Below are 22,175 nucleotides of genomic sequence, written 5' to 3'. Positions count from 1 at the left end.
AGACACCCTGCGGCCGGTAAGCTGCCACACGGTGGCGTGTCCGAGCGGCCTAAGGAGCACGCCTCGAAAGCGTGTGTGGGGTAACCCCCCACCGAGGGTTCAAATCCCTCCGCCACCGCCATTGAGCCCCTCACCTGTTAGCCCAGGTGAGGGGCTTTTTTGCGGGTGATCGCGGGCCTGCGTGCGCGCACAGGCGCACAGATCGCAATCTGGAGATTTCGGCGATCTGGCCACACGCTCGCCACTAAAAGTCCCTGAGTGCAATCGTGATTGCGATGCGGTGGTGGTTATTGCGCTCAGGGACCTCTGAAGCCCGCAAAAAGTACCTGGGCTCAATCGCGGCAGCTGCGGGCGCCCCGTGATTGACGCCAGGTATTTCTCTGGTGTCCCTGGCTGAATTTCTCTCCGGCGAGCAGAGTCCGTCGGTGGCGCCGAGCGCGAACCGAGGTCACCGTTGGAGCTCGCCGGAAATCACAAAGGCCAGGCACCCATCGGGTGCCTGGCCTTTGAGATGAGGATTAGCGGCCGAAGTTGAAGGCCGATCCGGTGTTGAAGTTGGAACCGCCGACCGGGGTCGCGACGCCGGCGCCGGAGTTGGTGCTGGTGCTCGCGCCGTCGGGGCCGATCTGGCTCGAGCCACCGGTGTTGAAACCGCTGCCGCCGACCGGGGTGCTGACCGCCGCGCCGCCGTTGGCGCCGCCACCGACGGCCGGGATGAAGTCGGCAGGGGCCGGCAGGGCGAACTCGTTGGAGGCGCCCGCATTGAAGCCGCTGCCGCCGACCGGGGTGTTCACCGCCGCGCCACCGTTGGCGCCGCCGCCGAAGGTCGGGATGAAGTCGGCCGGGTTGGGCACGTTGAAGTCGGTGGCCGCGCCGGTGTTGAAGCTGCTGCCGCCGAGCGGGGTGTTGATCGCCGCGCCGGTGTTGCTGTCGAAGCCCGCGCCGCCGACGCCGGCGTCGGTGCCGGTCGCGGTGTTGAACTCGCCGCCACCGAGCGGGGTGTTCACGCCCGCGCCGCCACCGGCGTTGCTGGCGGCGTCGAGGGGCTGGAAGAACGGGTTCTGCACGCCGAAGCCCGCACCGCCATCGGCGTTGCCACTGCCGACCGGGGTAGCGACCGCGGCGCCGGTTTCACCGGAAACCTCGTCGTCGGCCCACGCCGGGGCGGCGACGGCGAGTGGGGCCAGCGTGAGGGCTGACGCCGCAGCAAATCCGATCAAACGTCCTGAGTTGCGCATTAGTGATACTCCAATCGTGGTTCTCTCGCGTATGGCCGCTGGACCCTACTAGGTCGTACTCGGTTCCTCCGACCACTACCCTGATATCGACGGCCTCGGCTCATCCGTTACAGCAGTGAACCATCTGGTTAACGCATAGTGATTTGCCAACCGTCTCGATTTGGTCACTAATGCTGTGATTATCCTGGCAAGGATATGCCGCGCGATATTCGCTGGGAGGCTGTCCGCTATTCGGAATGCAGGATTGCGGACTCGTACCAATGACACAGTAGCAGGGCCATTTCGACGTCCAGCCTGTCGTCGCCGAGCGGTCGGCCGCGGCGTTCCAAAGCCCGCCCGACGCGATACTTGACGGTGTTGAAATGCACCACCAGCTCGTCGGCCGCGGCAGTGTAGCTACCGCCGTGCCGCAGGAACACCTGCAAGGTCTCGCGCAGACGGGCGTCGTTGGCGCTGGGCCCGGCCAACGGGCCGAGGACGGTGTGGACGAACTCCCGTGCGTCGTCCTGATTCTCGCCCATCAGCGCGGCTGCGGCGAAGCCCGCGGCATCGGCGGCGGTCACGCCAGTCAGGTTGGCCGTCACCGCGACGCTGTGCGCGCGAAGGGCCTGCCGGTGCGACCGGCGGAAACCGTCGACGCTCGGAAGCGGGGTGCCGATCGCGACGGCGGGTGCGTCGGGGTGGGATTCCGTGAACTGCCGCAGCTGTGCCGACGCTCCGGGTGCGGTGGCGCCGGCCAGTGGCAGCCAGCCCCAGCCGGTCCGCTGGTCGACGGCCAAAAAAAGTGGACTGCCTTGTGTGCCAACATGATCGGCGGCTGCGCGCAGAAACTGTTCGAGCTTGGCCAGCGCGTCGTCGTGGGGGATGGCACGTCCCACTGACTGCCTGTCTTCTCCGGGCCACCACAGCACGACGGCCAGATGGTGGCGCCGCATCGGATGACGGATCGCGGCGGTCACGGCCTCGGGGTCGGAGTCGTTGCCGGACAACACTTCCCGCACCCGGAGTGCCTGAGTGCTGTTGCGGTTGGCCAGCCAGCGATCGCGCTCGTCCTCATAAACGGCGACGACCTGCTGCGAGATCCAGTCGATGTAGCGGAACGTCACCGACGTCAGGCGCTCGAAGATCGCCAGACTGGTCTGCGGCGCGAAGCCGGCCCGATTGATCTCCTCGCTTGCGACGTCGAGTACCAGCGCGTGGCCGATCCGATAGGCCCGGGTGAGCGCGTTCATCGGCACCCCGCGCTGGGCGAGCCGACGGGCGTACTCCAGGGCGGCGGTCGGCGCTTCGATGTTGTCCAGAGATATGTCGTAGCGCAGCGCGTGGAATATGGTGTCGACGTTGCCGGCGACGCTGGCGCGGAGCAGTTCGATGATCTCGGAATCGCCGCGGAGTTCGGTGATATCGCTGGCCAGGCGGTGTCCGACGGAGCGCGCCACCTCAGCCTGGCGGGCAATGAGACGGGCCATGATCGTGGTGTTGGCCTCACTGACCGCCGGATCCATGTGCCGACTGTAGGGCCAATCTTTGTGCTGAGCGAACAAATCCGCCGACAAAGTTGATCTGCGCAGAACGGGGTGTCGCAGGCCACTCGATTTCTATCGTTGTGACATGAATCTCGCCTCCCTGCCTGACCGCCGGGCCGCCGCGGCGCCGCACGCGCCGGCGATCGCTGACGACCACACGGACCTCGACAACGCGGCCTTCCTCGACGCCGTCCAGCGCGCCGCCGGGGCACTGCACAAGCGCGGAGTCCGCGCCGGAGACGTCGTCGGCATCATGTTGCCCAACCGCGCGGCCTTCGTGGTGACGCTGTTCGCCACCTGGCGCCTGGGGGCTGTCGCGACGCCCATCAGCCCAACGCTGGTACCTGCCGAGGTCGCCTACCAGGTGGCTGACGCCGGCGCCGTCGTACTCGTCGTGGATCGCGACCTCGACTCCGAGATTCCGGTACTGCACGTCGACGACATGAGTGGCGAGCCGCTGACGTGTGAGCCCGCCGATCGTCTCGACGACGACCTTGCGCTGCTGATCTACACCAGCGGCACGACGGGCCGGCCCAAGGGCGTCATGCTCGACCACGGCAACGTCAATGCCATGTGCGCCATGGTGATCGCAGGATTCGAACTGTCCGAGTCCGACCACAGCTTGCTCATCCTGCCGCTGTTCCACGTCAACGGCATCGTGGTCAGCGTGCTGTCGCCGCTGCTCGCCGGTGGACGGACCACCATCGCCGGCCGATTCAACCCGGCCACCTTCTTCGAACGCCTCGAGGCCAGCCGCGCCACCTACTTCTCCGCGGTGCCAACGATTTACACCATGCTGCTGGGTCTTCCTCCGGAGGTACGGCCCGACACCTCGGCCGTGCGGTTCGCCGTCTGTGGCGCTGCGCCGGCCAGCGTCGAGCTGCTGGAGGGGTTCGAAAAGCGTTACGGCATACCCTTGGTCGAGGGTTATGGGTTGTCCGAGGGATCGTGCGCCAGTACCGGCAATCCACTCGGCGGGCCGCGCAAGGTCGGTACCGTCGGAATTCCTTTGCCCGGGCAGGAAATTCGCATCGTCGACGTGGCCGGTGCGGAGGTTCCGCAGGGCGAGCTCGGCGAAGTGGTCATCAAGGGGCCCAACGTGATGCGCGGCTACCTGAACCGCCCCGAGGAGACCGAGAAGACCCTGAAGGACGGCTGGCTGCATACCGGCGATGTCGGGCGGTTCGACGAGGACGGCTACCTGGTCCTGGTCGACCGGGCCAAGGACATGATCATCCGCGGCGGCGAGAACATCTATCCCAAAGAGATCGAGACCGTCGTCCACCAGGTGGCCGGAGTCGCCGAGGCCGCCGTCGTCGGACGGGCCAGCGGCCTGTACGGCGAAGAACCGGTGCTGTTCGTCTCCGCACATCCGGGAGCCGAAATCGACATCGACGACATCGCCATGCACCTGAAGGCATCACTGTCGAAATACAAACTGCCCGTGGACATCACGGTGCTCGAGACGCTGCCGAAGAATCCCGTCGGGAAGATCGACAAGCCGTCCCTGCGCAAAACCCTCACCACCACCGAACCGCGAATCTAGCCTGATACCGGCAAAGGAGCTCACGTCATGGGATTCATCGAACCGACCTTGCCGAAGGTCGACCTGGAGGAGTTTCTCCGGATGCCGCTGCGGGAGCGGCTGCGCATCATGTGCCTGAAATGGGTGGACGAGGGCTACGGCGCACCGCGCATGATCCACGTCCTGTACGTCGTCAAGCTCGTGTTCTTCTACGCGATCGGTGGCGTGGCGATCGCCACCTGGACGTCGCACCTGCCTGCGTTCTGGCACGTGTCGCAGTGGTGGAACCAGCCGATCGTGTACCAGAAGGTGATTCTGTGGACCGTCCTGCTGGAACTCGTCGGGTTCGCGGGCTCCTGGGGTCCGCTGGCCGGCAAGACCAAGCCGATGACGGGCGGGTTCCGATTCTGGGCCAAGCCCAACACCATTCGGCTGCGGCCGTGGAAGGCAGTGCCATTCACGAACGGCGACCGGCGCACCTGGTTCGACATCATCGTGTACCTGGCCCTGATGGCCACCGTGTTCGCCGCCATGGTGCTGCCCGGGGTGCCCAGCGAATCACTGTCGAAGGCCTTGCCGGGCAACACTTCCGGACTGGTCAACCCGACCCTGTTCGTCGCGCCGATCATCCTGTTCGTGCTGATCGGGCTGCGGGACAAGACGATCTTCCTGGCCGGCCGCGGTGAGCAGTATCTGCCGGCGCTGATCTTCTTCGCCACGCTGCCGTTCGTGAATATGATCATCGCCGGCAAGCTGCTGATCGGCACGGTCTGGATCTGGGCCGGCGTCTCGAAGTTCGGCCTGCACTTCACCAGCGTCATTCCGCCGATGGTGAGCAACAGCCCCGCGATTCCGTTCAAGTGGCTCAAGCGGGCCCACTACCGCAACTTCCCTGAGGACCTGCGTCCGTCACACCTCGCCACTTTCATGGCGCATGGACCGGGCAGCATCGTGGAAATCGCTGCGCCGCTGGCACTTCTGTTCTCGCCGTGGCCGTGGCTGTCGATCGCGGCCGCCGCCATCATGGTCAGCTTCCACCTGTTCATCATCTCGACATTCCCGCTGGCGGTGCCGGTGGAGTGGAACGTGCTGTTCGCCTACGCCACCATCTTCCTATTCTTGGGCTTCCCCAATGGGGACGGCTACGCGGTGTGGGACATGAACTCGGGCTGGCTGGCCATCGTGCTCGCCGCGGCGCTGTCGTTCTTCCCGATCCTGGGGAACCTGCGCCCTGACCTGGTGTCGTTCCTGCCGGCCATGCGCCAGTACGCCGGCAACTGGGCCTCGGCGGTGTGGACCTTCACGCCCGGTGCCGAGCAGAAGCTCAACCGCGTGACGCGGTCGTCGCCCAACTCCGCCGACCAGTACGTCGAGTTCGGCTGGGACCCGATCACCGCCGAGGTTTTCACTCAGCAGGTGACGGCGTGGCGGGCCATGCACAGCCAGGGACGCGGCCTGTACTCCGTGCTGCTGACATGCCTGCCCGACATCGACACTCGCGTGGTCCGCGAAGGCGAGATGTCCTGCAACACCATCATCGGCTTCAACTTCGGCGACGGTCACCTGCACAATGAGGATCTGATCCGGGCAATCCAGTCCGAGGCGCAGTTCGAGCCGGGCGAGTTCGTCATCGCCTGGGTCGAATCGCAGCCGATCCACAAGATGACTCAGGAGTACAAGGTGATCGATGCGGCACTGGGCGTCATCGAGCGCGGCACCTGGAACGTGAAGGACCTGGTCGACGAGCAGCCGTGGCTGCCCAACGGGCCGATCCCGCTCAACGTCACCTGGCGGCGTGCCACGGTCAGCCACTGATGAGCACCGCGGTTGTGGTCGGCGCCGGGCCCAACGGGCTCGCCGCCGCCATCGCCTTGGCTGCCACGGGGGTCGACGTCACGGTGCTGGAGGCCGCCGACCGGATCGGCGGCGGCATCCGCTCCAGCGAGTACATCCTGCCGGGCCTGGTGTTCGACGATTGCGCCGCCATCCACGTGATGGCTGCCGGCTCGAAGTTCATCGAGGACCTCGGCCTGGATCGATATGGCCTGCAGTGGAAATGGACCGAGATCGATTGCGTCCACCCGCTCGACGACGGCTCCGCCGGGGCCCTCTACCGCTCGGTCGAGACCACCGCGACCGGGCTCGGGGTCGACGGGTCGCGGTGGCGGATGCTGTTCGGCGGACCGTCGCGCCGGTTCGACACCCTGTCCGAGGACATCATGGGACCGCTGCTGCGGGTGCCACGCCATCCGCTGGGGCTGGCCCGGTTCGGCGCGCCGACGGTGCTGCCCGCCGCCGCACTGGCGCGCGTGTTCCGTACGCCGCAGGCCCGCGCGCTTTTCGGCGGCGTTGCCGCGCACACCTTTCAACCGCTGCACCGCCCGCTCACCTCCGCGATCGGGCTGGGCATCATCACCGCTGGGCATGCCAACGGCTGGCCGGTGGCCGCCGGGGGATCGCAGTCGATCACCGATGCCTTCGAAGCGGCGCTGACCGAGCTGGGCGGCAAGATCGAGACAGGCGTGCGGATCACCGCGGCATCGCAGTTGCCGCCCGTCGACATCACCATCTTCGATCTGTCACCCACCGCCGTCGCCGGCATCCTGGGGGATCGGCTGCCTACGCGGGTGCGCCGCGCCTTCGATCGGTTCCGTTACGGCCCAGGTGCTTTCAAGGTCGACTTCGCGGTGGAGGGCGATGTGCCGTGGACCAACGCGGCGGCGCGCCAGGCCGGCACCGTCCACCTGTGCGGTGACTTCGCCGAGATCGCCGCGACCGAACGGGATATTCATACGGGCCGGATGCCGCAGCGCCCCTTTGTGCTGGCGTTTCAGCAGTACCTGGCTGACCCGCAACGTTCGGTCGGCACCATCAACCCGGTCTCGGCCTATGCCCACGTGCCGGGCGGCTACGGCGGCGACGCGACCGAGGCGATGATCGCGCAGATCGAGCGGTTCGCTCCCGGGTTCCGCGATCGCATCGTCGGGCACGCCGTGCGGTCGACCACCGAAATGTCCGTCTATAACCCGAATTACGTCGGCGGTGACATCAACACCGGCGCCAAGGACATCCGCCAGCTGGCCTTCGGTCCGCGGACCACGTTGTCGCCGTACACCATCGGCGTCCCCGGGATGTACATCTGCTCGGCGTCCACCCCGCCGGGCCCGGGTGGACACGGCATGTGTGGCGCCAACGCCGCTGCTGTGGCACTGGCTCGGCTCGCCAGGTAGCCCACGCTGTTAGCTCATCAGAAATTCTGGTGCGTCAGGAGCAGCTGCAGGGTTTCACGAAGGTCGGCCAGGCGCCGTTGGCCCAGAACCTTCCGCCAATCGGCCTCGATCGCAATGGCGTTGGTGCGCATCACTGCCAGTGCCTGCCTACCTAGCGGCGTCAGCTCGATGAGCAACGTCCGGGCGTCGGAGGGGTCGCGGGTCCTGGTCACATAGCCGTGCGGCTCCAGAGCCCGGATTGCCTGGGCCACGGCCTGCCTGGTGACGCCGAGGTGGTCAGCCAACATCGAGGCATGCAGCGGGCCGCCGGCCAACGGCACCAGCGCGACCGCCTGCGCCGGCCGGATGCCCGTCAGGCCGGCATCCTCGAATGCTGCCCGCAACCGTGGTGCGGCGAGGCCCGCGACCATGTGCAACATGGCGGGCGTCGTCGGCTGCCAGCCGGTATCAGAGGATGCGTCCGCCACCGACTGAGTGTCCCACCAACTGTTAATTGACAAGTTACTTGTCAATCGATTGGGGCGAGTGCACGATGTATGACATGTTCCAGTCTGTGCGACAGGCCTTGTTGGGCGTGCTCGTTGTCGGCGTGGTCGCGATGATCGGCGGTTGTGTCGGCGGACAACATGCGGCGGGTGCGCCGGAAAGCGGAATACCCGTCGGCCAGTCGAGCCACTCGGTGCGGGCAGGCGGGCTGACCCGGACCTTCCACCTGTACCGGCCTGCCGGGCTCGGCGGCGCGGCACCGTTGGTCGTGATGCTGCATGGCGGCTACGGCGACGGAGCGCAGGCCGAGCGTGCCTACAACTGGGACGGCCAAGCCGATGCCAACCGGTTCCTGGTTGCCTACCCCGACGGCATGGATCGCGCATGGAACGCCGGAACCTGTTGTGGCGTACCGAAGAACCGCGATATCGATGATGTCGGGTTCATCACCGCGATGGTCGCCGCGGTCCAATCGCAGGTGCCCGTCGACGCTGCCCGCATCTACGTCACCGGCATGTCCAACGGCGCCATGATGGCGCTGCGCCTCGGCTGCCAGGCTGACCTGTTCGCCGCCGTGGCTCCTGTCGCGGGGACACTGCTGACCGACTGCTCGCGAGCCGTCCCGACGTCGCTGCTGCAGATTCACGGCACGGCCGACGATCGGGTGCCCTTCGACGGCGGGCCGGGCAAGGCGAAGACCATTGCCGGCGCGCCGAATGTCGACGGACCGTCGGTGCCTGCGGTGAACGCGACGTGGCGCGGCATCGACGGCTGCGGGGCGCCCGCGACGTCCACGGCCGGCACCGTGACAACGCAGACCGCCGACTGTCCCGGTGGGCGCACCGTCGAGCTGATCAGCATCGCCGGTGCCGGCCACCAATGGCCCGGCGGGGTGCCGAGCCCGCTGGCGCAACGGCTGGGCGACCTGCCGCCGCCGTCGACCGCGCTGACCGCGACCGACACCATCTGGCAGTTCTTCGCCGCGCACCCGCGCTGAGTCCGGCGCAAATGTACGGAATGTCGAAAAGTCACCCGAAAAATCCCCGGATTGTCCGAGCGCTGCTGATGTGTCCTGGCGCACACTGAGGCCGTGACCGCCGACGGTGAGGTGAGATGAGTCGACAATGGCGGGTCGCCCTCGCCCAGGCCAGTCCGTTACAGGGCGACGATCCGGTGGCCGAGCTGGCTGCTGACCTCGCGACGATCCTCGCCGAGCGCCCGGACACCCAGATGGTGGTGTTCCCCGAGATTCACCTGCTGGGTGCGAGCGACGGCGGCGACGATCTCCGGTCCTATTTCGACGCTGTCGCCGAGCCGCTCACCGGCCCGCTCGTGCAGGCTCTCGCCGCAGTGGCCGCGGACGCCGGCGTCTGGCTGGTGCCCGGTTCGATCGCCGAGCGCGGCGAGGACGGCCGGGTGTACAACACCGCTGTCGTCTTCGATCCCGACGGTCGTTTGGTCTCGTCGTATCGCAAGGTGTTCCCCTGGCGCCCCTACGAGCCGTGGGCTTCTGGTGCCGGTTTCACGGCCTTCGACGTGCCTGGTGTCGGCCGGATGGGCGTCAACATCTGCTACGACAGCTGGTTCCCCGAGGCGACCCGGCAGATCGCGTGGCTCGGTGCGGAGGTCGTCCTCAACATCGTCAAGACGACGTCCGACGACCGCGAGCAGGAGCTGGTCCTCGCCCGCGCCAACGCGATCGCGAATCAGATCTACTACCTCAGCGTCAACGCCGCCGGGCCACTCGGGCGAGGGCAGAGCATCTACGTCGGACCGGAGGGTGAGGTGCTCGCTCAGGCGGCCCATGCCGAGCCGGAGGTCACGTATCTGACGATCGACCTCGACCGGGTGACCGCGGTGCGGACCCACGGCACCGCCGGGGTCAATCGGGTGTGGGAGCAGTTGCACGCCGATGATGACCCGATCGATCTGCCCGCCTACGGTGGCCAGCTGGTTCACCAGCGGTGGCAGCCCCAGTATGTAAACCGCGAAGGACGCTCATGACCGAAACCGCCCAGCAGCCCGTCGAGGCCGGCCACCTCAACGCCACACTCGGCTTGGGCGGCGTGACGCTGTTCGGCCTCGCGTATATGGCGCCGATCATCGTCCTGGGCATCTTCGGCGTGATCGCCGAGGCGTCCGCGGGCGCCAGTGCCGGTTCGTATCTGCTGGCCACCGTCGCCATGTTGTTCACGGCCGCGAGCTACGCGAAGATGTCGGTGCACTATCCGGTTGCGGGCTCGTCGTACACCTATGTCCGCAAGGCCCTGGATTCGCGGCTCGGATTCTTGGTCGGCTGGACGATCCTGCTCGACTACCTGTTCCTGCCGCTCGTCATCTGGTTGATCGGCGCCGCGTACCTGACCGGTGAGTTTCCGTCGGTGCCGGCGTGGGTGTGGATCGTGGTGTTCATCGTCGTGACGACCGCGCTGAACATCATCGGGCTCAAGGTGGCAGACAAGGCCAACCTCGTTCTGATGGCTCTGCAGTTCCTGGTGATCGCACTGTTCGTCGGTTTCGCGGTGGCTCATATGGTGTCCCACCATGGCGGTGGCTCGCTGCTGTCCGTCACTCCGTTCAGCGGTACCGGTGGCTTCCCCGCGATCGCCGCGGGCGCGGCCATCGCGGCGTACTCCTTTCTCGGGTTCGACGCCGTCAGCACGCTCACGGAGGACACCAAGGATCCGCAGCGCAACATCCCGCGCGCGATCATGCTCGTCGCTGTCATCGGCGGGGTGGTCTTCGTGGCGGTCGCGTACATCCTGACGCTGGTACAGCCCGGCGGCACATTCTCGAACGCCGATTCGCTGGCCGCGGACACGGCGCGGACCATCGGCGGGGCGCTGTTCGCCGCGTTCTTCGTGGCCGGGCTGATCATCGGCCAGTTCACCTCTGGCCTGGCAGCGCAGGCCAGTGTGTCCCGGTTGCTGTATGCCATGGGCCGAGACTCGGTGTTGCCCAAGCGATTCTTCGGCCGGCTCTCGCGGCGGTTCTTCACGCCCGTCTTCAACATCGTGCTGTGCGGGCTGGTCGGGCTGGGTGCGGTGTTCCTCAGCGTCGCCACGTCGACGTCGTTCATCAACTTCGGGGCGTTCACGGCCTTCACGCTGGTGAATGTGTCGGTGATCGGCTACTTCGTGCGGCATCGCGGCGAACAACAACTGAATCCGCTGACGTACGTGGTGATTCCGTTGATCGGCGCGGTCGTGGACGTCTACCTGCTCACCCAACTCGGCAGTGCCGCACTGATTCTCGGGGTGATCTGGATGTGCGCCGGTGTGGTGTATCTCCTGGTCCTCACCCGTGGCCTGCGCGTCCCGCCGCCGGAACTGTCACTGGCTGAGTAGGCGTGCGCGGCTGCCGCCGAAATCGCAATTCAAGACCAAAGGTATGTAAAGTACTCCTCGGTGGTTGCTGAGAGTCGGATCACTGCCGTTGAAAGTGCGGGCAGATCGCGATTAGCGGGGGATCGCGATCTGTACGCATGGCCGCCAGCGGGCGGCTGTCAGGCGGCCGACTTCTCCGAGTGAGTGGTCTGCCCGGCATCGGACGCGCCGGCCTTCGGCTCCGGCTTCGCCTTCGGGGTGTCGGCGTCCGCGCCGGGTGTGTCCTTCTTTTTCTTCGGCTTCGTCACCTTCGCCGATGACGCGTCGGGATCATTCTTCGGCTTGGTCGACTTGGCCGGAGGCGCGTCCGGATCTGCTTGCGGCGCCGGTGATTTCACTTGCGGCTCGGCGGACCCCGCCGGTTTCTGGTCGGTGTTCGACGTCGACGGTACCGAAGACTGCTCGATCGACAGGCCGGTCTTGGCATCCGTCTTCCCGTCGACCCTCGCGACTACCGTCGGCTGGATGGTCGCCGTCTTCTGTTCCGGGACCGCCGGCTTGTCCTCGGCAGTCGCTGCCACCGGCGCCACGGCGGCGGCCTTCTTGGCCGACGCGTTCAGCGGCGTAGCGGGCGGAGGGACTGCCGGTGTGGCGGCAAGCGGAGGCAGGTGCAGTTCCGACCGCACATCGGTGATGAAGTTGTTGACGCCTTCCTGCAGCGCGCCGGGGATCGCTTGGAGCGTCTCGATGATCCGGGACAGCGGAGTGAACAACGAGAACGGTGTGTTCTTCGCCGGGTTCAGGTTCGCCCGGTCCGTGTAGCCCATGTCGACCAGCACGCGCAGCAGCGGCTCGACGGCGTCCAGCAGTGGTTTGACCACGGGCGTCAATCCGATGGCGCCGGCGCCGATGCGCAGGGGCACCAGCAGCGGCAGGTCGGGATTGTTGATGAACACGTAGGTGTCTTGTCCGCCTGCGCTGTTGGTCACCGTGGTGGTGATGGCCGGCGTGGTGCCGGGGATATACGAGTCGTAGTACGCGTCCGGGTGCGCATACATGACACCGAGCAGGCTGTTGGCCAGGGAGAGCGGATTGAAGTACGCCGGGAAATCTGCGTAGGGGTCGTACTCGTTGGTGATGTAGGTGCTGTTGTAGGCCGACGGCACCGCGGGGCCCATGTTGTTCACGATGAACGGCACGCTCATGCCGGGGAACCGCGCGAAGATGCCGCCGTTGGGGGCGAAGGGCGAGGCGATCATCAGGAACGACAGCTGCGAAGGAATGGGACCGGTGTTGTTGGCCAGCAGCTGCCGCTTCGCGAATTCGGCGCCCAGCGTGCCCTCCGAGTAACCGGCGACGATGATCGGCGTGGTCTGCGTGAGGATTTGGTTGTAGGTCTTAGGGCCCGAGATGGCAGTGCTCGCCGACAGCTGGATTGACGCGGGGTAGTTGATCGGGTCGTAGACGTAGCCCGGCGGCACGACGGTGCCGTTGAGTTTCGCGGGAATGTTGGCCGACGTCGGGTCGCCGCGCCCACCGATGCCGATCACGGTGCCGACGACCGACGAGGTGTGGATCAAGCCGACGATCAGTCCCGTGGTGATGTTGGTGGCGGGTCCCAAGAGCAGCGCGCAGCACGTCGCGAACAACAGGAAGACGCGCGGCACACCGCGAGCGGCAGGACTGGTGGTCGGCCATATCTGAACTGACATCGACGTTCCCCCGACTAGGCGTGAATCGGACGTTACTCCCGTGACCAGGGCTTTAGAGGGGAATTTGCAAGTTCCGCCGGAATGCAGAACGGGTGGTGTTCCGGCAACCGGAACACCACCCGTGTCTGTGTGCGGGTACCTGCTAGGGGCAGGTGACCTCGATCTCGAAGGGCTTCTTGGTGGGCTCCATCGGGTTGGCCATGTCGACCCCGGTCGCGGTGCCGCTGATCTTGTAGGTCTTGCCGTCCTTGGTGGCCTTGGCTTCGCCGCCCGGGACACCGTCGGTGTAGCCGAGGGTGACGCCGTTGACAGCGCCCAGGCCGACGGTCTTGACGACTGGCGGGTCGGCGTCGGTCAGGGTGACACCCAGGCCGCCCGAGGCGTTGCCGATGGCGATGACGACATTGCCGGCTGCCGTGGTGCAACCGATCTGGCCCTGGACGTCCTGGGCCTTGCCGTCGATGCTGACCTTCGCGGTGCCGGAGCCCGCGCTCGAGTTACCCGCAGCCGACGAAGCCGAAGCCGACGCGGTGGCCGACGAGCCGGAAGACGACTTCTTGTCGTCCTTGGAACAGCCGGTCAGGCCGGCGGCCAGAACCGCGGCGCCGGCGACGGCGACAACCAAACCACGTTTCATAACTTGTGCTCCTTTGAGTTGCGAACCGTCGCGATCGGCGGGTCATCCAGTGCATTATGGGGTTCGCCACCCGGCTGTTCATGGGATTCACAGAAAATCCCCATAATGGTCCTGACCTGTTTGTTTCCGTGTTGTCGGCGGGCATTCGGGCGTCCGGCCGGGGAATTGATTGAATACAGCGGTGAGTCAGCCGTACTTCGAAGTCACCGCCGAACTGCCGAACCGGCGTGGCCGGGCCGGGGTCATCCATACCCCGCACGGTGACATCCAGACCCCGGCGTTCATCGCCGTCGGCACCGCGGCCACGGTCAAGGGCGTTCTCCCGGAGACCATGAAATCCCTTGGGGCGCAGGCACTTCTTGCCAATGCTTACCACCTGTACCTGCAGCCCGGTCCCGACGTGGTGGACGAGGCGGGAGGTCTCGGCGCCTTCATGAACTGGCCCGGGCCGACCTTCACGGACAGTGGTGGCTTCCAGGTGATGTCGCTCGGTGTGGGCTTCAAGAAGGTGCTGGCCATGGACACGGCCCGCTTGCAGGCCGACGACATCATTGCCGAAGGAAAAGAGCGCCTCGCGCACGTCGACGAGGACGGGGTGACGTTCCGCTCGCACCGCAGCGGCGACGAGCATCGCTTCACACCCGAGGTGTCGATCGGTATTCAGCACCAGCTCGGTGCGGACATCATCTTCGCCTTCGATGAATTGACCACGCTGGTGAATACCCGCGCTTATCAGGAACGTTCGGTGGAACGCACGCACCGGTGGGCGGAGCGTTGCCTGGCCGAACACCGGCGACTGAGCATCGAACGCGCCGGCAAGCCTGCCCAGGCGCTGTTCGGAGTGGTGCAGGGCGCGCAGTACGAGGATTTGCGCCGGCAGGCCACCAAGGGGCTGGTCGGAATCGTCGACGAGGACGGCCGGGGCTTCGACGGCTATGGCATCGGCGGCGCGCTGGAGAAGCAGAACCTGGCCACGATCGTCGGCTGGGTGACGGACGAACTGCCCGCCGACAAACCCCGGCACCTGCTGGGCATCAGTGAGCCGGACGACCTGTTCGCCGCCATCGAGGCCGGCGCCGACACCTTCGACTGTGTGTCACCGTCGCGGGTCGCCCGCAACGCGGCGATGTATTCGGTGACGGGCCGCTTCAACGTCACCAACGCGCGGTTCAAGCGCGACTTCAATCCCATTGACGTCGAATGCGATTGCTACACCTGCGCCCACTACACCCGGGCGTATCTGCACCACTTGTTCAAGGCCAAGGAGATACTGGCGGCCACGCTGGGCACCATCCACAACGAACGGTTCATCATCCGGCTCGTCGACCAGATCCGGGCCGCGATCGGGGCGGGGGAGTTCGACGAGCTGCGGGACCATGTGCTGGGGCGTTACTACCGAAGCTAGTCGGACAGGGCGGCTGCCAGGATGGCTTGTGCTGTCCGGCAAAGCATTTCGGTGGCCTGTTCCTGGCTGATGCCCGCCACGTCGACCAGCCAGACGAACGCTTCGATGCCGGTTGCCGCGCGGATGGCGAGAGCGAGCTGGTGGACATCGACGTCCGGGTTGCTGTGCCGCAGGGGGCTCAACGAGTCCTCGATCCAGGGGACGGCGTGGCCGCGGCGCAGCTCCGGCAGTTCGGCATTGTGGGGCTCGAGGGAAAGGCGCAGTGCGGCGCGCAGTTCCGGCTCCCACTCGATGGTGATCCGCATGCATTCGCGCATGACGAGTTCCAATCGGCGGCTGGGGTCCTCGGGTGCGGACTCGGGAAGCAGAGAGGGCATGTCGAGTTCCGGGTGTACCGCGGCCAGCAGCAAACGTTGGTTCGGGAAATACCGATACGCGGTGGTGCGGGAGATGTCGGCAGCGTGGGCAGCATCCTCGACGGTGGGTAGTTGACCCCGAGCGAGCAGCTCGCGGGTCGCGTCCACCAGCGCGGCGCGGGTGCGCGATTTCTGGCTGCGCCGGCCCGTCGACTCATATGGTATCTGAGTGTCCATCATGGAATAATAGTCCCATATAGCAGAGGGAGGGCCTCGACGTGAGAATCGCTATCAGCGGCGCCGGGATCGCCGGCCCGACATTGGCTTACTGGCTGCGCCGAAGCGGCCACGAGGTGACGGTGATCGAGCGGTCGCCAGAACTGCGTACCGGCGGGTACCTCATCGATTTCTGGGGCGTGGGATTCGACATCGCTGAGCGCATGGGGCTGGCCGGTCAGATCGGGACCGCGGGATACGCAATCGACGAGCTGCGCCTCGTGGATCGGGAGGGCCGCAGGGTCGGTGGGTTCCCGACCGCCGGCTTCCGCCGAGTACTGGGGGGCCGGTTCGCAAGCCTGCCGCGCGGCGAGCTGGCGGCGATGATCTACGACGCCATCGACGGCGATGTCGAGACGATTTTCGGCGACACCATCACCGCGGTCGACCAAAACGACGCAGCTGTGCAGCTCCATTTGGAACACGGTTCGTCGCGAGAGTTCGATCTCCTGGTCGGTGCGGGCGGGCTGCATTCACCGGTGCGCCGCTTGGTCTTTGGCCCGGACTCGACGTTCGAGCGTGATCTCGGATACCGGGTGGCGGCATTCGAGGCGCACGATTACCGGCCGCGTGACGAACTGACCTATGTCTCGTACGGGTTGCCGGGGCGCATGGTGAGCCGGTTCGCCATGCGCGGGGACCGCACCGTCTTCTTGTTCGTCTTCACCGCCGATCAGATCGACGGCGGCACCGAGCCAAACAGTCCGGTCGAGGCCAAAGCAACGCTGCGCGACGTATTCCGGGACGCGGGCTGGGAGTGTCCGCAGATTCTTGACACGTTGGATCGCGTCGACGATCTCTACTACGACCGCGTCAGTCAGATCCGGATGGACGGTTGGTCCAAGGGCCGGACAATGCTGATCGGCGATGCCGCCGCGGCAGTATCACTGCTGGCCGGGGAAGGCACCGGCCTGGCCATGCTCGAGGCTTACCTGCTCGCAGGCGAACTGCACCGCGCCGGCTCCGATTATCCCGGCGCCTTCGCGCGGTATCACCAGACGCTGCGGCCCTTCATCGCCCGCAAGCAGCGGGCCGCTTACAAATTTGCCTCGGTGTTCGCGCCGCGAACCTCCGGTGGAGTGTGGCTGCGCAACCGGATGAGCAAGCTGCTGTCGCAGCCCTATATAGGTGACTGGGTGCTGCAGCGCCAACTGCGCGACGATCTGCGCCTGCCCGGCTACGCGTGGTAGATACGGCCGCTTCAACGGAGCCACCTGCACCGATGCGGACGAGTGCACAATGGCGGGATGACTGCTGGACCCGGTGTGATGGATGCTCAGACGCTGCTTTTGGGACTGATGGATCCAGGCAACCGCGCTGACCCATACCCGCTGTACGAGCGATTCCTCGACGCTGGTCCGCTGGCGCTGCCCGACGCGAACGTGGTGGTGTTTCCGGGCTTCGCCGAGTGCGACGAGGTGCTGCGGCACCCGGCGTCCGCCAACGACAGGTTGAAATCGACGGTGTCGCAGAAGCAGATCGCCGCGGGACAGCGTCAGGCCCGGCCGTTCGGCGAACCGGGCTTCCTGTTCCTCGACCCGCCGGACCACACCCGGCTGCGCGGACTGGCGCAGAAGGCGTTCGCGCCCAAAGTGATCAAGGCGCTCGAGGCCGACATCGTGGCCATGGTGGACGGCTTGCTCGAGGGTGTCACGGGCACCATGGACGTGGTGGCCGACCTGGCCTATCCGTTGCCGGTCGCGGTGATCTGCCGGCTGCTCGGGGTGCCGATGGCCGACGAGCCGCAGTTCAGCCGAGCCTCGGCGCTCTTGGCCCACGGACTGGATCCGTTCGTGGCGGTGAACGACGGGACGGCCGAGGACAATACGGATTTGATGGAGGCCGGGCTGTGGTTGCGCGGGTATCTGCGTGATCTGATCGCCGAGCGCCGCAGTTCGCCGGGTGAGGACCTGATTTCCGCGCTGATCGCCGCCGAAGAGGACGGTGACCAGTTGACCTCCGAAGAGATCGTGGCGACCTGCAACCTGCTACTGATCGCCGGGCATGAGACGACGGTGAATCTGATCGCCAACGCGGCGCTGGCCATGCTGCGGCACCCGCGCTACTGGGCGGAGTTGGCGGCCGATCCCGCGCGCGCGTCGACGATCGTCGAGGAGACGCTGCGCTTCGACCCGCCGGTACAGCTGACCAGCAGAGTCGCCGTCGAGGACATCCAGATCGGTGGCGTCGCCGTGCCGCGGGGCGACATCATGATGCTGCTGCTGGCTGCCGCGCAGCGCGATCCGCGAACGTTCGACAGGCCCGGCGAATTCGACCCGGACCGCGCCGTGGTCAAGCACCTGGCCTTCGGCAAGGGCCCGCACTTCTGTCTCGGTGCGCCGCTGGCGCGGCTGGAGGCGTCCGTCGCGCTCTCGGCGCTGGCCGCGCGTTTCCCCGACGCACAATTGGCGGGCGAGCCCGTCTACAAGCCCAACCTGACGCTGCGGGGTCTGGCCACCCTGCCGGTCACAGTCTAATCCCGGCTACGCTCGCGCGTATGCCTTCAGTTCTCGTCACCGGTGCCGCCCGCGGCATCGGGCTGGCCATCACCCAGCATCTCGCCGCGACCGGGTGGGATGTCATCGCCGGGGTGCGCTCCAAAGCCGACGCCGCGGCGGTCGTGGCCATGGCCCCGCAACGGATTTCGGCTGTGATCCTCGATGTCACCTCTGAAGACGATGTCGACGCACTGGCAGCGGCTCTGCCGGACCGGTTGGATGCGGTGGTGAACAATGCGGGCATCGTGGTGGCCGGCCCCGTGGAGACGCTGACGCCCGCGGACTGGCGGAAGCAGTTGGACGTCAACGTGGTTGGTCAGTTCGCTGTCACCGCGGCGGTGCTGCCCAAGTTGCGGGCGTCCCGTGGCCGGGTGGTGTTCATCTCGAGCGTCAACGGACAATTGTCGGCGCCCATGCTCGGCGCCTATGCGGCGTCGAAGTTCGCGCTGGAAGCCGGTGCCGAGGCACTGCGAATCGAACTGCGACCCTGGGGTGTTCCGGTCGTGGTCGTGGAGCCCTCGCAGACCGATACGGATATGTGGCGCAAGGCCGACGACATGGTGGCCGAGCTGGAAGCCGCGACCTCGCCGGCACACCATGCCCTATACGGCCGGCACATCGCGGGCATGAAGAAGATGATTCCGCTGTCGCAGAAGATGGCCGTAGAGCCGGCGAAAGTCGTTGCGGTGGTGGAGGAAGCGCTCACCGCTCGGCGCCCCAAGCCGCGGTATGTCGTCGGATGGGGGCCTAAGCTTCAGGCTGCGCTGATGACGAACATCCCGGCATCGGTGCGAGGATTCTTGCTGGCCAAGGTGTTCGGAGTGCCCCGCCGGGTGTGAGGCCTGCTCAACGTCTTACGCCGAAACTGAGCTGATGTGTCAGATCCTTTGCGAGATTGACACACAAGCTCATTCTCGGCGGACAACTGTGAAGATCCACGGCTCGCGGGGAAGTCTGGCTGGATCGAACTCGGCCAGCATGCCGTCGAGTGTGGTGGCGATATAGCCCAGTGACGCCGCGATCTGTGCCATCGCTGATTCCGGTCCGATCTCCGAAACCGTCACCGCGCCATCGCGCTTGGCCAGCCGCTTACCGTCGGCGTTGAGCACCAGCGGGACGTGCGCGTAGACGGGCTGCGAATAGCCCAGCAGCGCAGCCAGATACGCCTGCCGCGGGGACGACGGCAACAGGTCGTCGCCGCGCACCACCTGGTCGATGCCCTGGGCGGCGTCGTCCACCACCACGGCCAGGTTGTAGGCCGGCACGTTGTCGCCGCGGCGCAGCACGAAGTCGTCGACGACACCGGTGTACGTGCCCTGCAGCAGATCGGTCACGGTGTATTCGTTTGTGTCCGAACGCAATCGGATAGCTGGTGGGCGGCCCGCGGCGCGGCGTTCGGCGCGCTCGTCGTCGCTGAGGTTCCGGCAGGTGCCTGGGTACGCACCCTCGGGTGCATGGGGTGCCCGGGGCGCCTGCAGGATGTCTTTTCTGCTGCAGAAGCATTCGAACGTCAGGCCGCGTGCCGTCAGCTCATCGACGACAGCGAGGTAGCGGGCCTCGTGTGCGGTCTGGTATTCGGGCGGTTCGTCCCAAGTCAGTCCAACGGACGCCAGATCGTCCAGTTGCCGTTGGGCCACGTCGGCGAACGTGCGATCGTCCAAATCTTCCACGCGCACCAGAAAGCGGCGGCCAGTGGACCGCGCGAACAACCACGCCAGCACCGCGGTGCGCACGTTGCCGATGTGCAGGTCGGCGGACGGACTCGGCGCGAACCGGCCGGCGGGGGACTGGGACACGACCGCAATGTAACGCGCCGGGCGATGAGATTGCCCACCCGCGCCGGTCTACGTGACTATGGAAACTGTGGACCTACCCGTGCAGCCGCCGATAGACCCCATGCTCGCCAAGGCCGCCGCGAAAGTGCCGGATGAGGCGGGGTGGTCCTACGAGCCCAAATGGGACGGGTTCCGGGCCCTGGTGTTCCGCGACGGCGACGAGGTGGTGCTGCAGTCACGCAACGGAAAAGAACTGGGCCGGTACTTCCCGGAACTGCTCGCGGCGTTGCGGGACGAGGTCGCGCCGCGCTGCGTGCTCGATGGCGAGGTCGTGGTGCCGCGGGAAATCCACGGCCGCATCCGGCTGGACTGGGAGTCGCTGAGCCAGCGCATCCACCCTGCGGCCAGCCGGGTACAGATGCTCGCCGAACAGACGCCCGCGCACTTCATCGGCTTCGACGCGCTGGCCGACGGCAGTCGGAGCCTACTGGCCGAGCCGTTTCGCGTCCGGCGGGCCGCGCTGCAAGAGCTGGTGGGTGAGAAGCAGTGGTGCCACGTCACGCGGACCACCGAGGACCCGGAACAGGGTGCGCATTGGCTGACCACTTTCGAAGGCGCCGGTCTCGACGGTGTGATCGCCAAACGGCTTGACGGTCCCTATCTGCCGGGTAAGCGGGAGATGGTCAAGGTCAAGCATGCCCGCGATGCGGATTGCGTCGCCATCGGCTATCGCATCCACAAGAGCGGCGAAGGCATCGGGTCAATACTGCTTGGGCTCTACAGCGACGGCAACCTCCACATGGTCGGTGGCGCAGCGTCTTTCAGCGTCAAAGACCGGATCGCGCTGCTCGCCGAGCTGGAGCCGCTACGAAAGGGTGACGCCCAGGACGGCGAGCCGAGCCGCTGGAATTCAGCCGCCGACAAGACCTGGATTCCGATTCGCCCGGAGAAGGTGTGCGAGGTGGCCTATGACCAGATGGAGGGAAACAGTGTGCATGGCAGGCGATTCCGGCACACGGTGAAGTTCCGGCGCTGGCGGCCGGACCGCGATCCGGAGAGCTGCACGTTCGACCAACTCGACGTGCCGCTCAACTACGACGTGTACGACGTACTGGAGACTCAGGGCGAGCGAAGCGACGGGGAAGGGCATAGCTGATGGCAAGCGCCGCAGAAGAACTCGACGTCGACGGCGTCGCCGTCCGATTGACCAGCCCCGACAAGGTGTACTTTCCGCAGTTGGGAAGCCGGGGCACCAAGCGCACGATGGTCGATTACTATCTGGCTGTCGCGGATCGGATGGTCACGTTGCTAAAGGACCGGCCGACACATCTGCAACGGTTCCCGGACGGCATCGAGGGCGAAGAGATCTACCAAAAGCGGGTTCCGGCAAAGCATCCCGACTATCTTGAGACCTGCACTGTGACGTTCCCGTCCGGTCGCACCGCTGATGCGCTCAAGGTGACGCATCCGTCGGCCATCATCTGGGCTGCGCAGATGGGCACCATCACGCTGCATCCGTGGCAGGTGCGCTGCCCGGACGTCGAGCACCCCGACGAGTTGCGCATCGATCTGGACCCGCAGCCGGGCACCGGCTTCACGCAGGCCCGGGAGATCGCGACCGCTGTGCTCAAGCCGATTCTCGACGAACTCGGCCTGACCGGTTATCCCAAGACCTCGGGCGGCCGTGGGGTGCATGTCTTCGTCCGGATCAAACCGGAGTGGGACTTCATCGCCGTGCGCCGGGCCGGTATCGCGCTGGCCCGCGAAGTGGAGCGGCGGGCGCCGGACGCGGTGACGACGTCGTGGTGGAAGGAAGAACGGGGTGAGCGGTTGTTCATCGACTACAACCAGAATGCGCGGGACCGGACCTTCGCTTCTGCGTACTCGGTGCGCAAGACGCCGATCGCGACGGTATCGACGCCACTGTCCTGGACCGAGCTCGCCGACGCCGATCCCGATGACTACACCATGGCGACCGTGCCGAAACTGCTTGCGCAGCGCGACGATCCGTGGGCCGGCATCGACGAAGTCGCACACTCCCTGGCGCCGTTGCTCGAGATGGTGCAGGCCGACGAGGACCGCGGACTGGGTGACCTGCCCTACCCACCGAACTACCCCAAGATGCCCGGAGAGCCGAAGCGGGTGCAGCCGAGTAAAGACCGGGACTTGAAGGAGTCCTAGAACG

The 22,175-nt window shown here is 66.3% G+C and carries 19 protein-coding genes and 1 tRNA gene; 13 read left to right on the top strand and 7 right to left on the bottom strand.

The window, feature by feature from the left end; translation table 11 throughout:
* The first annotated feature begins 30 nt into the window (after positions 1-30).
* Positions 31-121, top strand: a tRNA-Ser gene (locus AC3WTE_RS13600).
* 397 nt (positions 122-518) lie between these two features.
* Here AC3WTE_RS13600 and AC3WTE_RS13595 read toward each other — a convergent pair.
* Positions 519-1,238 carry a hypothetical protein gene (locus AC3WTE_RS13595; RefSeq protein WP_492438168.1) on the bottom strand — a complete coding sequence of 240 codons (720 nt, stop codon included), beginning with the start codon at positions 1,236-1,238 and terminating at the stop codon, positions 519-521.
* Positions 1,239-1,465: 227 nt separating this feature from the next.
* A complete protein-coding gene (locus AC3WTE_RS13590) occupies positions 1,466-2,743 on the bottom strand; it encodes a PucR family transcriptional regulator (RefSeq protein WP_492438166.1) in 1,278 nt (425 codons plus the stop codon).
* Between the two features lie 106 nt (positions 2,744-2,849).
* Here AC3WTE_RS13590 and AC3WTE_RS13585 point away from each other — a divergent pair, with 106 nt between their 5' ends.
* The 3 genes from AC3WTE_RS13585 to AC3WTE_RS13575 are packed head-to-tail and all read left to right on the top strand — an operon-like array spanning position 2,850 to position 7,519.
* Positions 2,850-4,310 (top strand): class I adenylate-forming enzyme family protein, encoded by a 1,461-nt coding sequence (locus AC3WTE_RS13585; protein ID WP_492438164.1) that lies wholly within the window; start codon positions 2,850-2,852, stop codon positions 4,308-4,310.
* Between the two features lie 27 nt (positions 4,311-4,337).
* A complete protein-coding gene (locus AC3WTE_RS13580) occupies positions 4,338-6,104 on the top strand; it encodes a DUF3556 domain-containing protein (protein ID WP_492438162.1) in 1,767 nt (588 codons plus the stop codon).
* Entirely contained in the window at positions 6,104-7,519 is a 1,416-nt protein-coding gene (locus AC3WTE_RS13575; RefSeq protein WP_492438160.1) for a phytoene desaturase family protein, read from the top strand. The genes AC3WTE_RS13580 and AC3WTE_RS13575 overlap by 1 nt, the downstream gene beginning before the upstream one ends.
* A gap of 17 nt (positions 7,520-7,536) precedes the next feature.
* Here the strand turns inward: AC3WTE_RS13575 and AC3WTE_RS13570 are convergent, their stop codons facing one another.
* Positions 7,537-7,938 carry a MarR family winged helix-turn-helix transcriptional regulator gene (locus AC3WTE_RS13570; protein WP_492438284.1) on the bottom strand — a complete coding sequence of 134 codons (402 nt, stop codon included), beginning with the start codon at positions 7,936-7,938 and terminating at the stop codon, positions 7,537-7,539.
* Positions 7,939-8,060: 122 nt separating this feature from the next.
* Here AC3WTE_RS13570 and AC3WTE_RS13565 point away from each other — a divergent pair, with 122 nt between their 5' ends.
* The 3 genes from AC3WTE_RS13565 (at position 8,061) to AC3WTE_RS13555 (ending at position 11,352) form a co-directional block, all read left to right on the top strand.
* Positions 8,061-9,002, top strand: a complete 942-nt coding sequence (locus AC3WTE_RS13565; RefSeq protein WP_492438158.1) for an extracellular catalytic domain type 1 short-chain-length polyhydroxyalkanoate depolymerase — start codon at positions 8,061-8,063, stop codon at positions 9,000-9,002.
* Positions 9,003-9,118: 116 nt separating this feature from the next.
* Positions 9,119-10,009 (top strand): carbon-nitrogen hydrolase family protein, encoded by an 891-nt coding sequence (locus tag AC3WTE_RS13560; protein ID WP_492438156.1) that lies wholly within the window; start codon positions 9,119-9,121, stop codon positions 10,007-10,009.
* A complete protein-coding gene (locus AC3WTE_RS13555; protein ID WP_492438154.1) occupies positions 10,006-11,352 on the top strand; it encodes an APC family permease in 1,347 nt (448 codons plus the stop codon). The genes AC3WTE_RS13560 and AC3WTE_RS13555 overlap by 4 nt, the downstream gene beginning before the upstream one ends.
* 158 nt (positions 11,353-11,510) lie before the next feature.
* On the opposite strand, the gene AC3WTE_RS13550 is transcribed toward AC3WTE_RS13555, so the two are convergent.
* Together AC3WTE_RS13550 and AC3WTE_RS13545 are read right to left on the bottom strand one after the other, a co-directional pair.
* A complete protein-coding gene (locus AC3WTE_RS13550) occupies positions 11,511-13,043 on the bottom strand; it encodes a PE-PPE domain-containing protein (RefSeq protein WP_492438152.1) in 1,533 nt (510 codons plus the stop codon).
* Between the two features lie 142 nt (positions 13,044-13,185).
* On the bottom strand, positions 13,186-13,680 hold the full coding sequence (locus tag AC3WTE_RS13545) for a lipoprotein LpqH (RefSeq protein ID WP_459367290.1): 495 nt from the start codon (positions 13,678-13,680) through the stop codon (positions 13,186-13,188).
* 181 nt (positions 13,681-13,861) lie between these two features.
* On the opposite strand from AC3WTE_RS13545, the gene tgt reads away from it, so the two are divergent.
* A complete protein-coding gene (gene tgt / locus AC3WTE_RS13540) occupies positions 13,862-15,085 on the top strand; it encodes a tRNA guanosine(34) transglycosylase Tgt (RefSeq protein ID WP_492438150.1) in 1,224 nt (407 codons plus the stop codon).
* Here tgt and AC3WTE_RS13535 read toward each other — a convergent pair.
* On the bottom strand, positions 15,082-15,678 hold the full coding sequence (locus tag AC3WTE_RS13535; protein ID WP_492438148.1) for a TetR/AcrR family transcriptional regulator: 597 nt from the start codon (positions 15,676-15,678) through the stop codon (positions 15,082-15,084). The two genes, tgt and AC3WTE_RS13535, sit on opposite strands and share 4 nt — an antisense overlap.
* Positions 15,679-15,719: 41 nt before the next feature.
* Here AC3WTE_RS13535 and AC3WTE_RS13530 point away from each other — a divergent pair, with 41 nt between their 5' ends.
* From AC3WTE_RS13530 to AC3WTE_RS13520, 3 genes are read left to right on the top strand one after another with little or no spacing between them, the layout of a single operon-like run.
* Entirely contained in the window at positions 15,720-16,907 is a 1,188-nt protein-coding gene (locus AC3WTE_RS13530) for an FAD-binding domain (RefSeq protein ID WP_492438146.1), read from the top strand.
* Between the two features lie 57 nt (positions 16,908-16,964).
* Complete coding sequence (locus AC3WTE_RS13525) at positions 16,965-18,194, top strand: cytochrome P450 (protein ID WP_492438144.1); 1,230 nt, start codon at positions 16,965-16,967, stop codon at positions 18,192-18,194.
* Positions 18,195-18,214: 20 nt separating this feature from the next.
* On the top strand, positions 18,215-19,054 hold the full coding sequence (locus AC3WTE_RS13520; RefSeq protein WP_492438142.1) for an SDR family NAD(P)-dependent oxidoreductase: 840 nt from the start codon (positions 18,215-18,217) through the stop codon (positions 19,052-19,054).
* A gap of 69 nt (positions 19,055-19,123) precedes the next feature.
* On the opposite strand, the gene gluQRS is transcribed toward AC3WTE_RS13520, so the two are convergent.
* Positions 19,124-20,011: a tRNA glutamyl-Q(34) synthetase GluQRS gene (gene gluQRS / locus AC3WTE_RS13515; RefSeq protein WP_492438141.1), complete on the bottom strand. Its 888-nt coding sequence runs from the start codon at positions 20,009-20,011 to the stop codon at positions 19,124-19,126.
* A gap of 58 nt (positions 20,012-20,069) precedes the next feature.
* On the opposite strand from gluQRS, the gene AC3WTE_RS13510 reads away from it, so the two are divergent.
* Positions 20,070-21,146 carry an ATP-dependent DNA ligase gene (locus AC3WTE_RS13510; protein ID WP_492438139.1) on the top strand — a complete coding sequence of 359 codons (1,077 nt, stop codon included), beginning with the start codon at positions 20,070-20,072 and terminating at the stop codon, positions 21,144-21,146.
* Positions 21,146-22,171 (top strand): non-homologous end-joining DNA ligase, encoded by a 1,026-nt coding sequence (ligD, locus tag AC3WTE_RS13505; protein WP_492438137.1) that lies wholly within the window; start codon positions 21,146-21,148, stop codon positions 22,169-22,171. Before AC3WTE_RS13510 ends, ligD begins: the two co-directional genes overlap by 1 nt.
* The last annotated feature ends 4 nt before the right edge of the window (positions 22,172-22,175 follow it).

It is taken from the genome of Mycobacterium sp. FW102-FHT13B02 (genome assembly GCF_058790275.1).
Note: the sequence above shows the minus strand (reverse complement) of the source record. Positions and strands in the feature narration are given on the sequence as shown.

Excerpts from the sequence above, each read along its gene's own strand:
- AC3WTE_RS13550 (WP_492438152.1), bottom strand. The coding sequence starts at position 13,043 with ATGTCAGTTCAGATATGGCCGACCACCAGTCCTGCCGCTCGCGGTGTG.
- AC3WTE_RS13560 (WP_492438156.1), top strand. The coding sequence starts at position 9,119 with ATGAGTCGACAATGGCGGGTCGCCCTCGCCCAGGCCAGTCCGTTACAG.
- AC3WTE_RS13575 (WP_492438160.1), top strand. The coding sequence starts at position 6,104 with ATGAGCACCGCGGTTGTGGTCGGCGCCGGGCCCAACGGGCTCGCCGCC.
- AC3WTE_RS13565 (WP_492438158.1), top strand. The coding sequence starts at position 8,061 with ATGTTCCAGTCTGTGCGACAGGCCTTGTTGGGCGTGCTCGTTGTCGGC.
- AC3WTE_RS13555 (WP_492438154.1), top strand. The coding sequence starts at position 10,006 with ATGACCGAAACCGCCCAGCAGCCCGTCGAGGCCGGCCACCTCAACGCC.
- AC3WTE_RS13510 (WP_492438139.1), top strand. The coding sequence starts at position 20,070 with ATGGAAACTGTGGACCTACCCGTGCAGCCGCCGATAGACCCCATGCTC.
- AC3WTE_RS13585 (WP_492438164.1), top strand. The coding sequence starts at position 2,850 with ATGAATCTCGCCTCCCTGCCTGACCGCCGGGCCGCCGCGGCGCCGCAC.
- AC3WTE_RS13580 (WP_492438162.1), top strand. The coding sequence starts at position 4,338 with ATGGGATTCATCGAACCGACCTTGCCGAAGGTCGACCTGGAGGAGTTT.
- AC3WTE_RS13590 (WP_492438166.1), bottom strand. The coding sequence starts at position 2,743 with ATGGATCCGGCGGTCAGTGAGGCCAACACCACGATCATGGCCCGTCTC.
- AC3WTE_RS13545 (WP_459367290.1), bottom strand. The coding sequence starts at position 13,680 with ATGAAACGTGGTTTGGTTGTCGCCGTCGCCGGCGCCGCGGTTCTGGCC.
- AC3WTE_RS13535 (WP_492438148.1), bottom strand. The coding sequence starts at position 15,678 with ATGGACACTCAGATACCATATGAGTCGACGGGCCGGCGCAGCCAGAAA.
- ligD (WP_492438137.1), top strand. The coding sequence starts at position 21,146 with ATGGCAAGCGCCGCAGAAGAACTCGACGTCGACGGCGTCGCCGTCCGA.
- AC3WTE_RS13525 (WP_492438144.1), top strand. The coding sequence starts at position 16,965 with ATGACTGCTGGACCCGGTGTGATGGATGCTCAGACGCTGCTTTTGGGA.
- AC3WTE_RS13520 (WP_492438142.1), top strand. The coding sequence starts at position 18,215 with ATGCCTTCAGTTCTCGTCACCGGTGCCGCCCGCGGCATCGGGCTGGCC.
- AC3WTE_RS13595 (WP_492438168.1), bottom strand. The coding sequence starts at position 1,238 with ATGCGCAACTCAGGACGTTTGATCGGATTTGCTGCGGCGTCAGCCCTC.
- AC3WTE_RS13570 (WP_492438284.1), bottom strand. The coding sequence starts at position 7,938 with ATGTTGCACATGGTCGCGGGCCTCGCCGCACCACGGTTGCGGGCAGCA.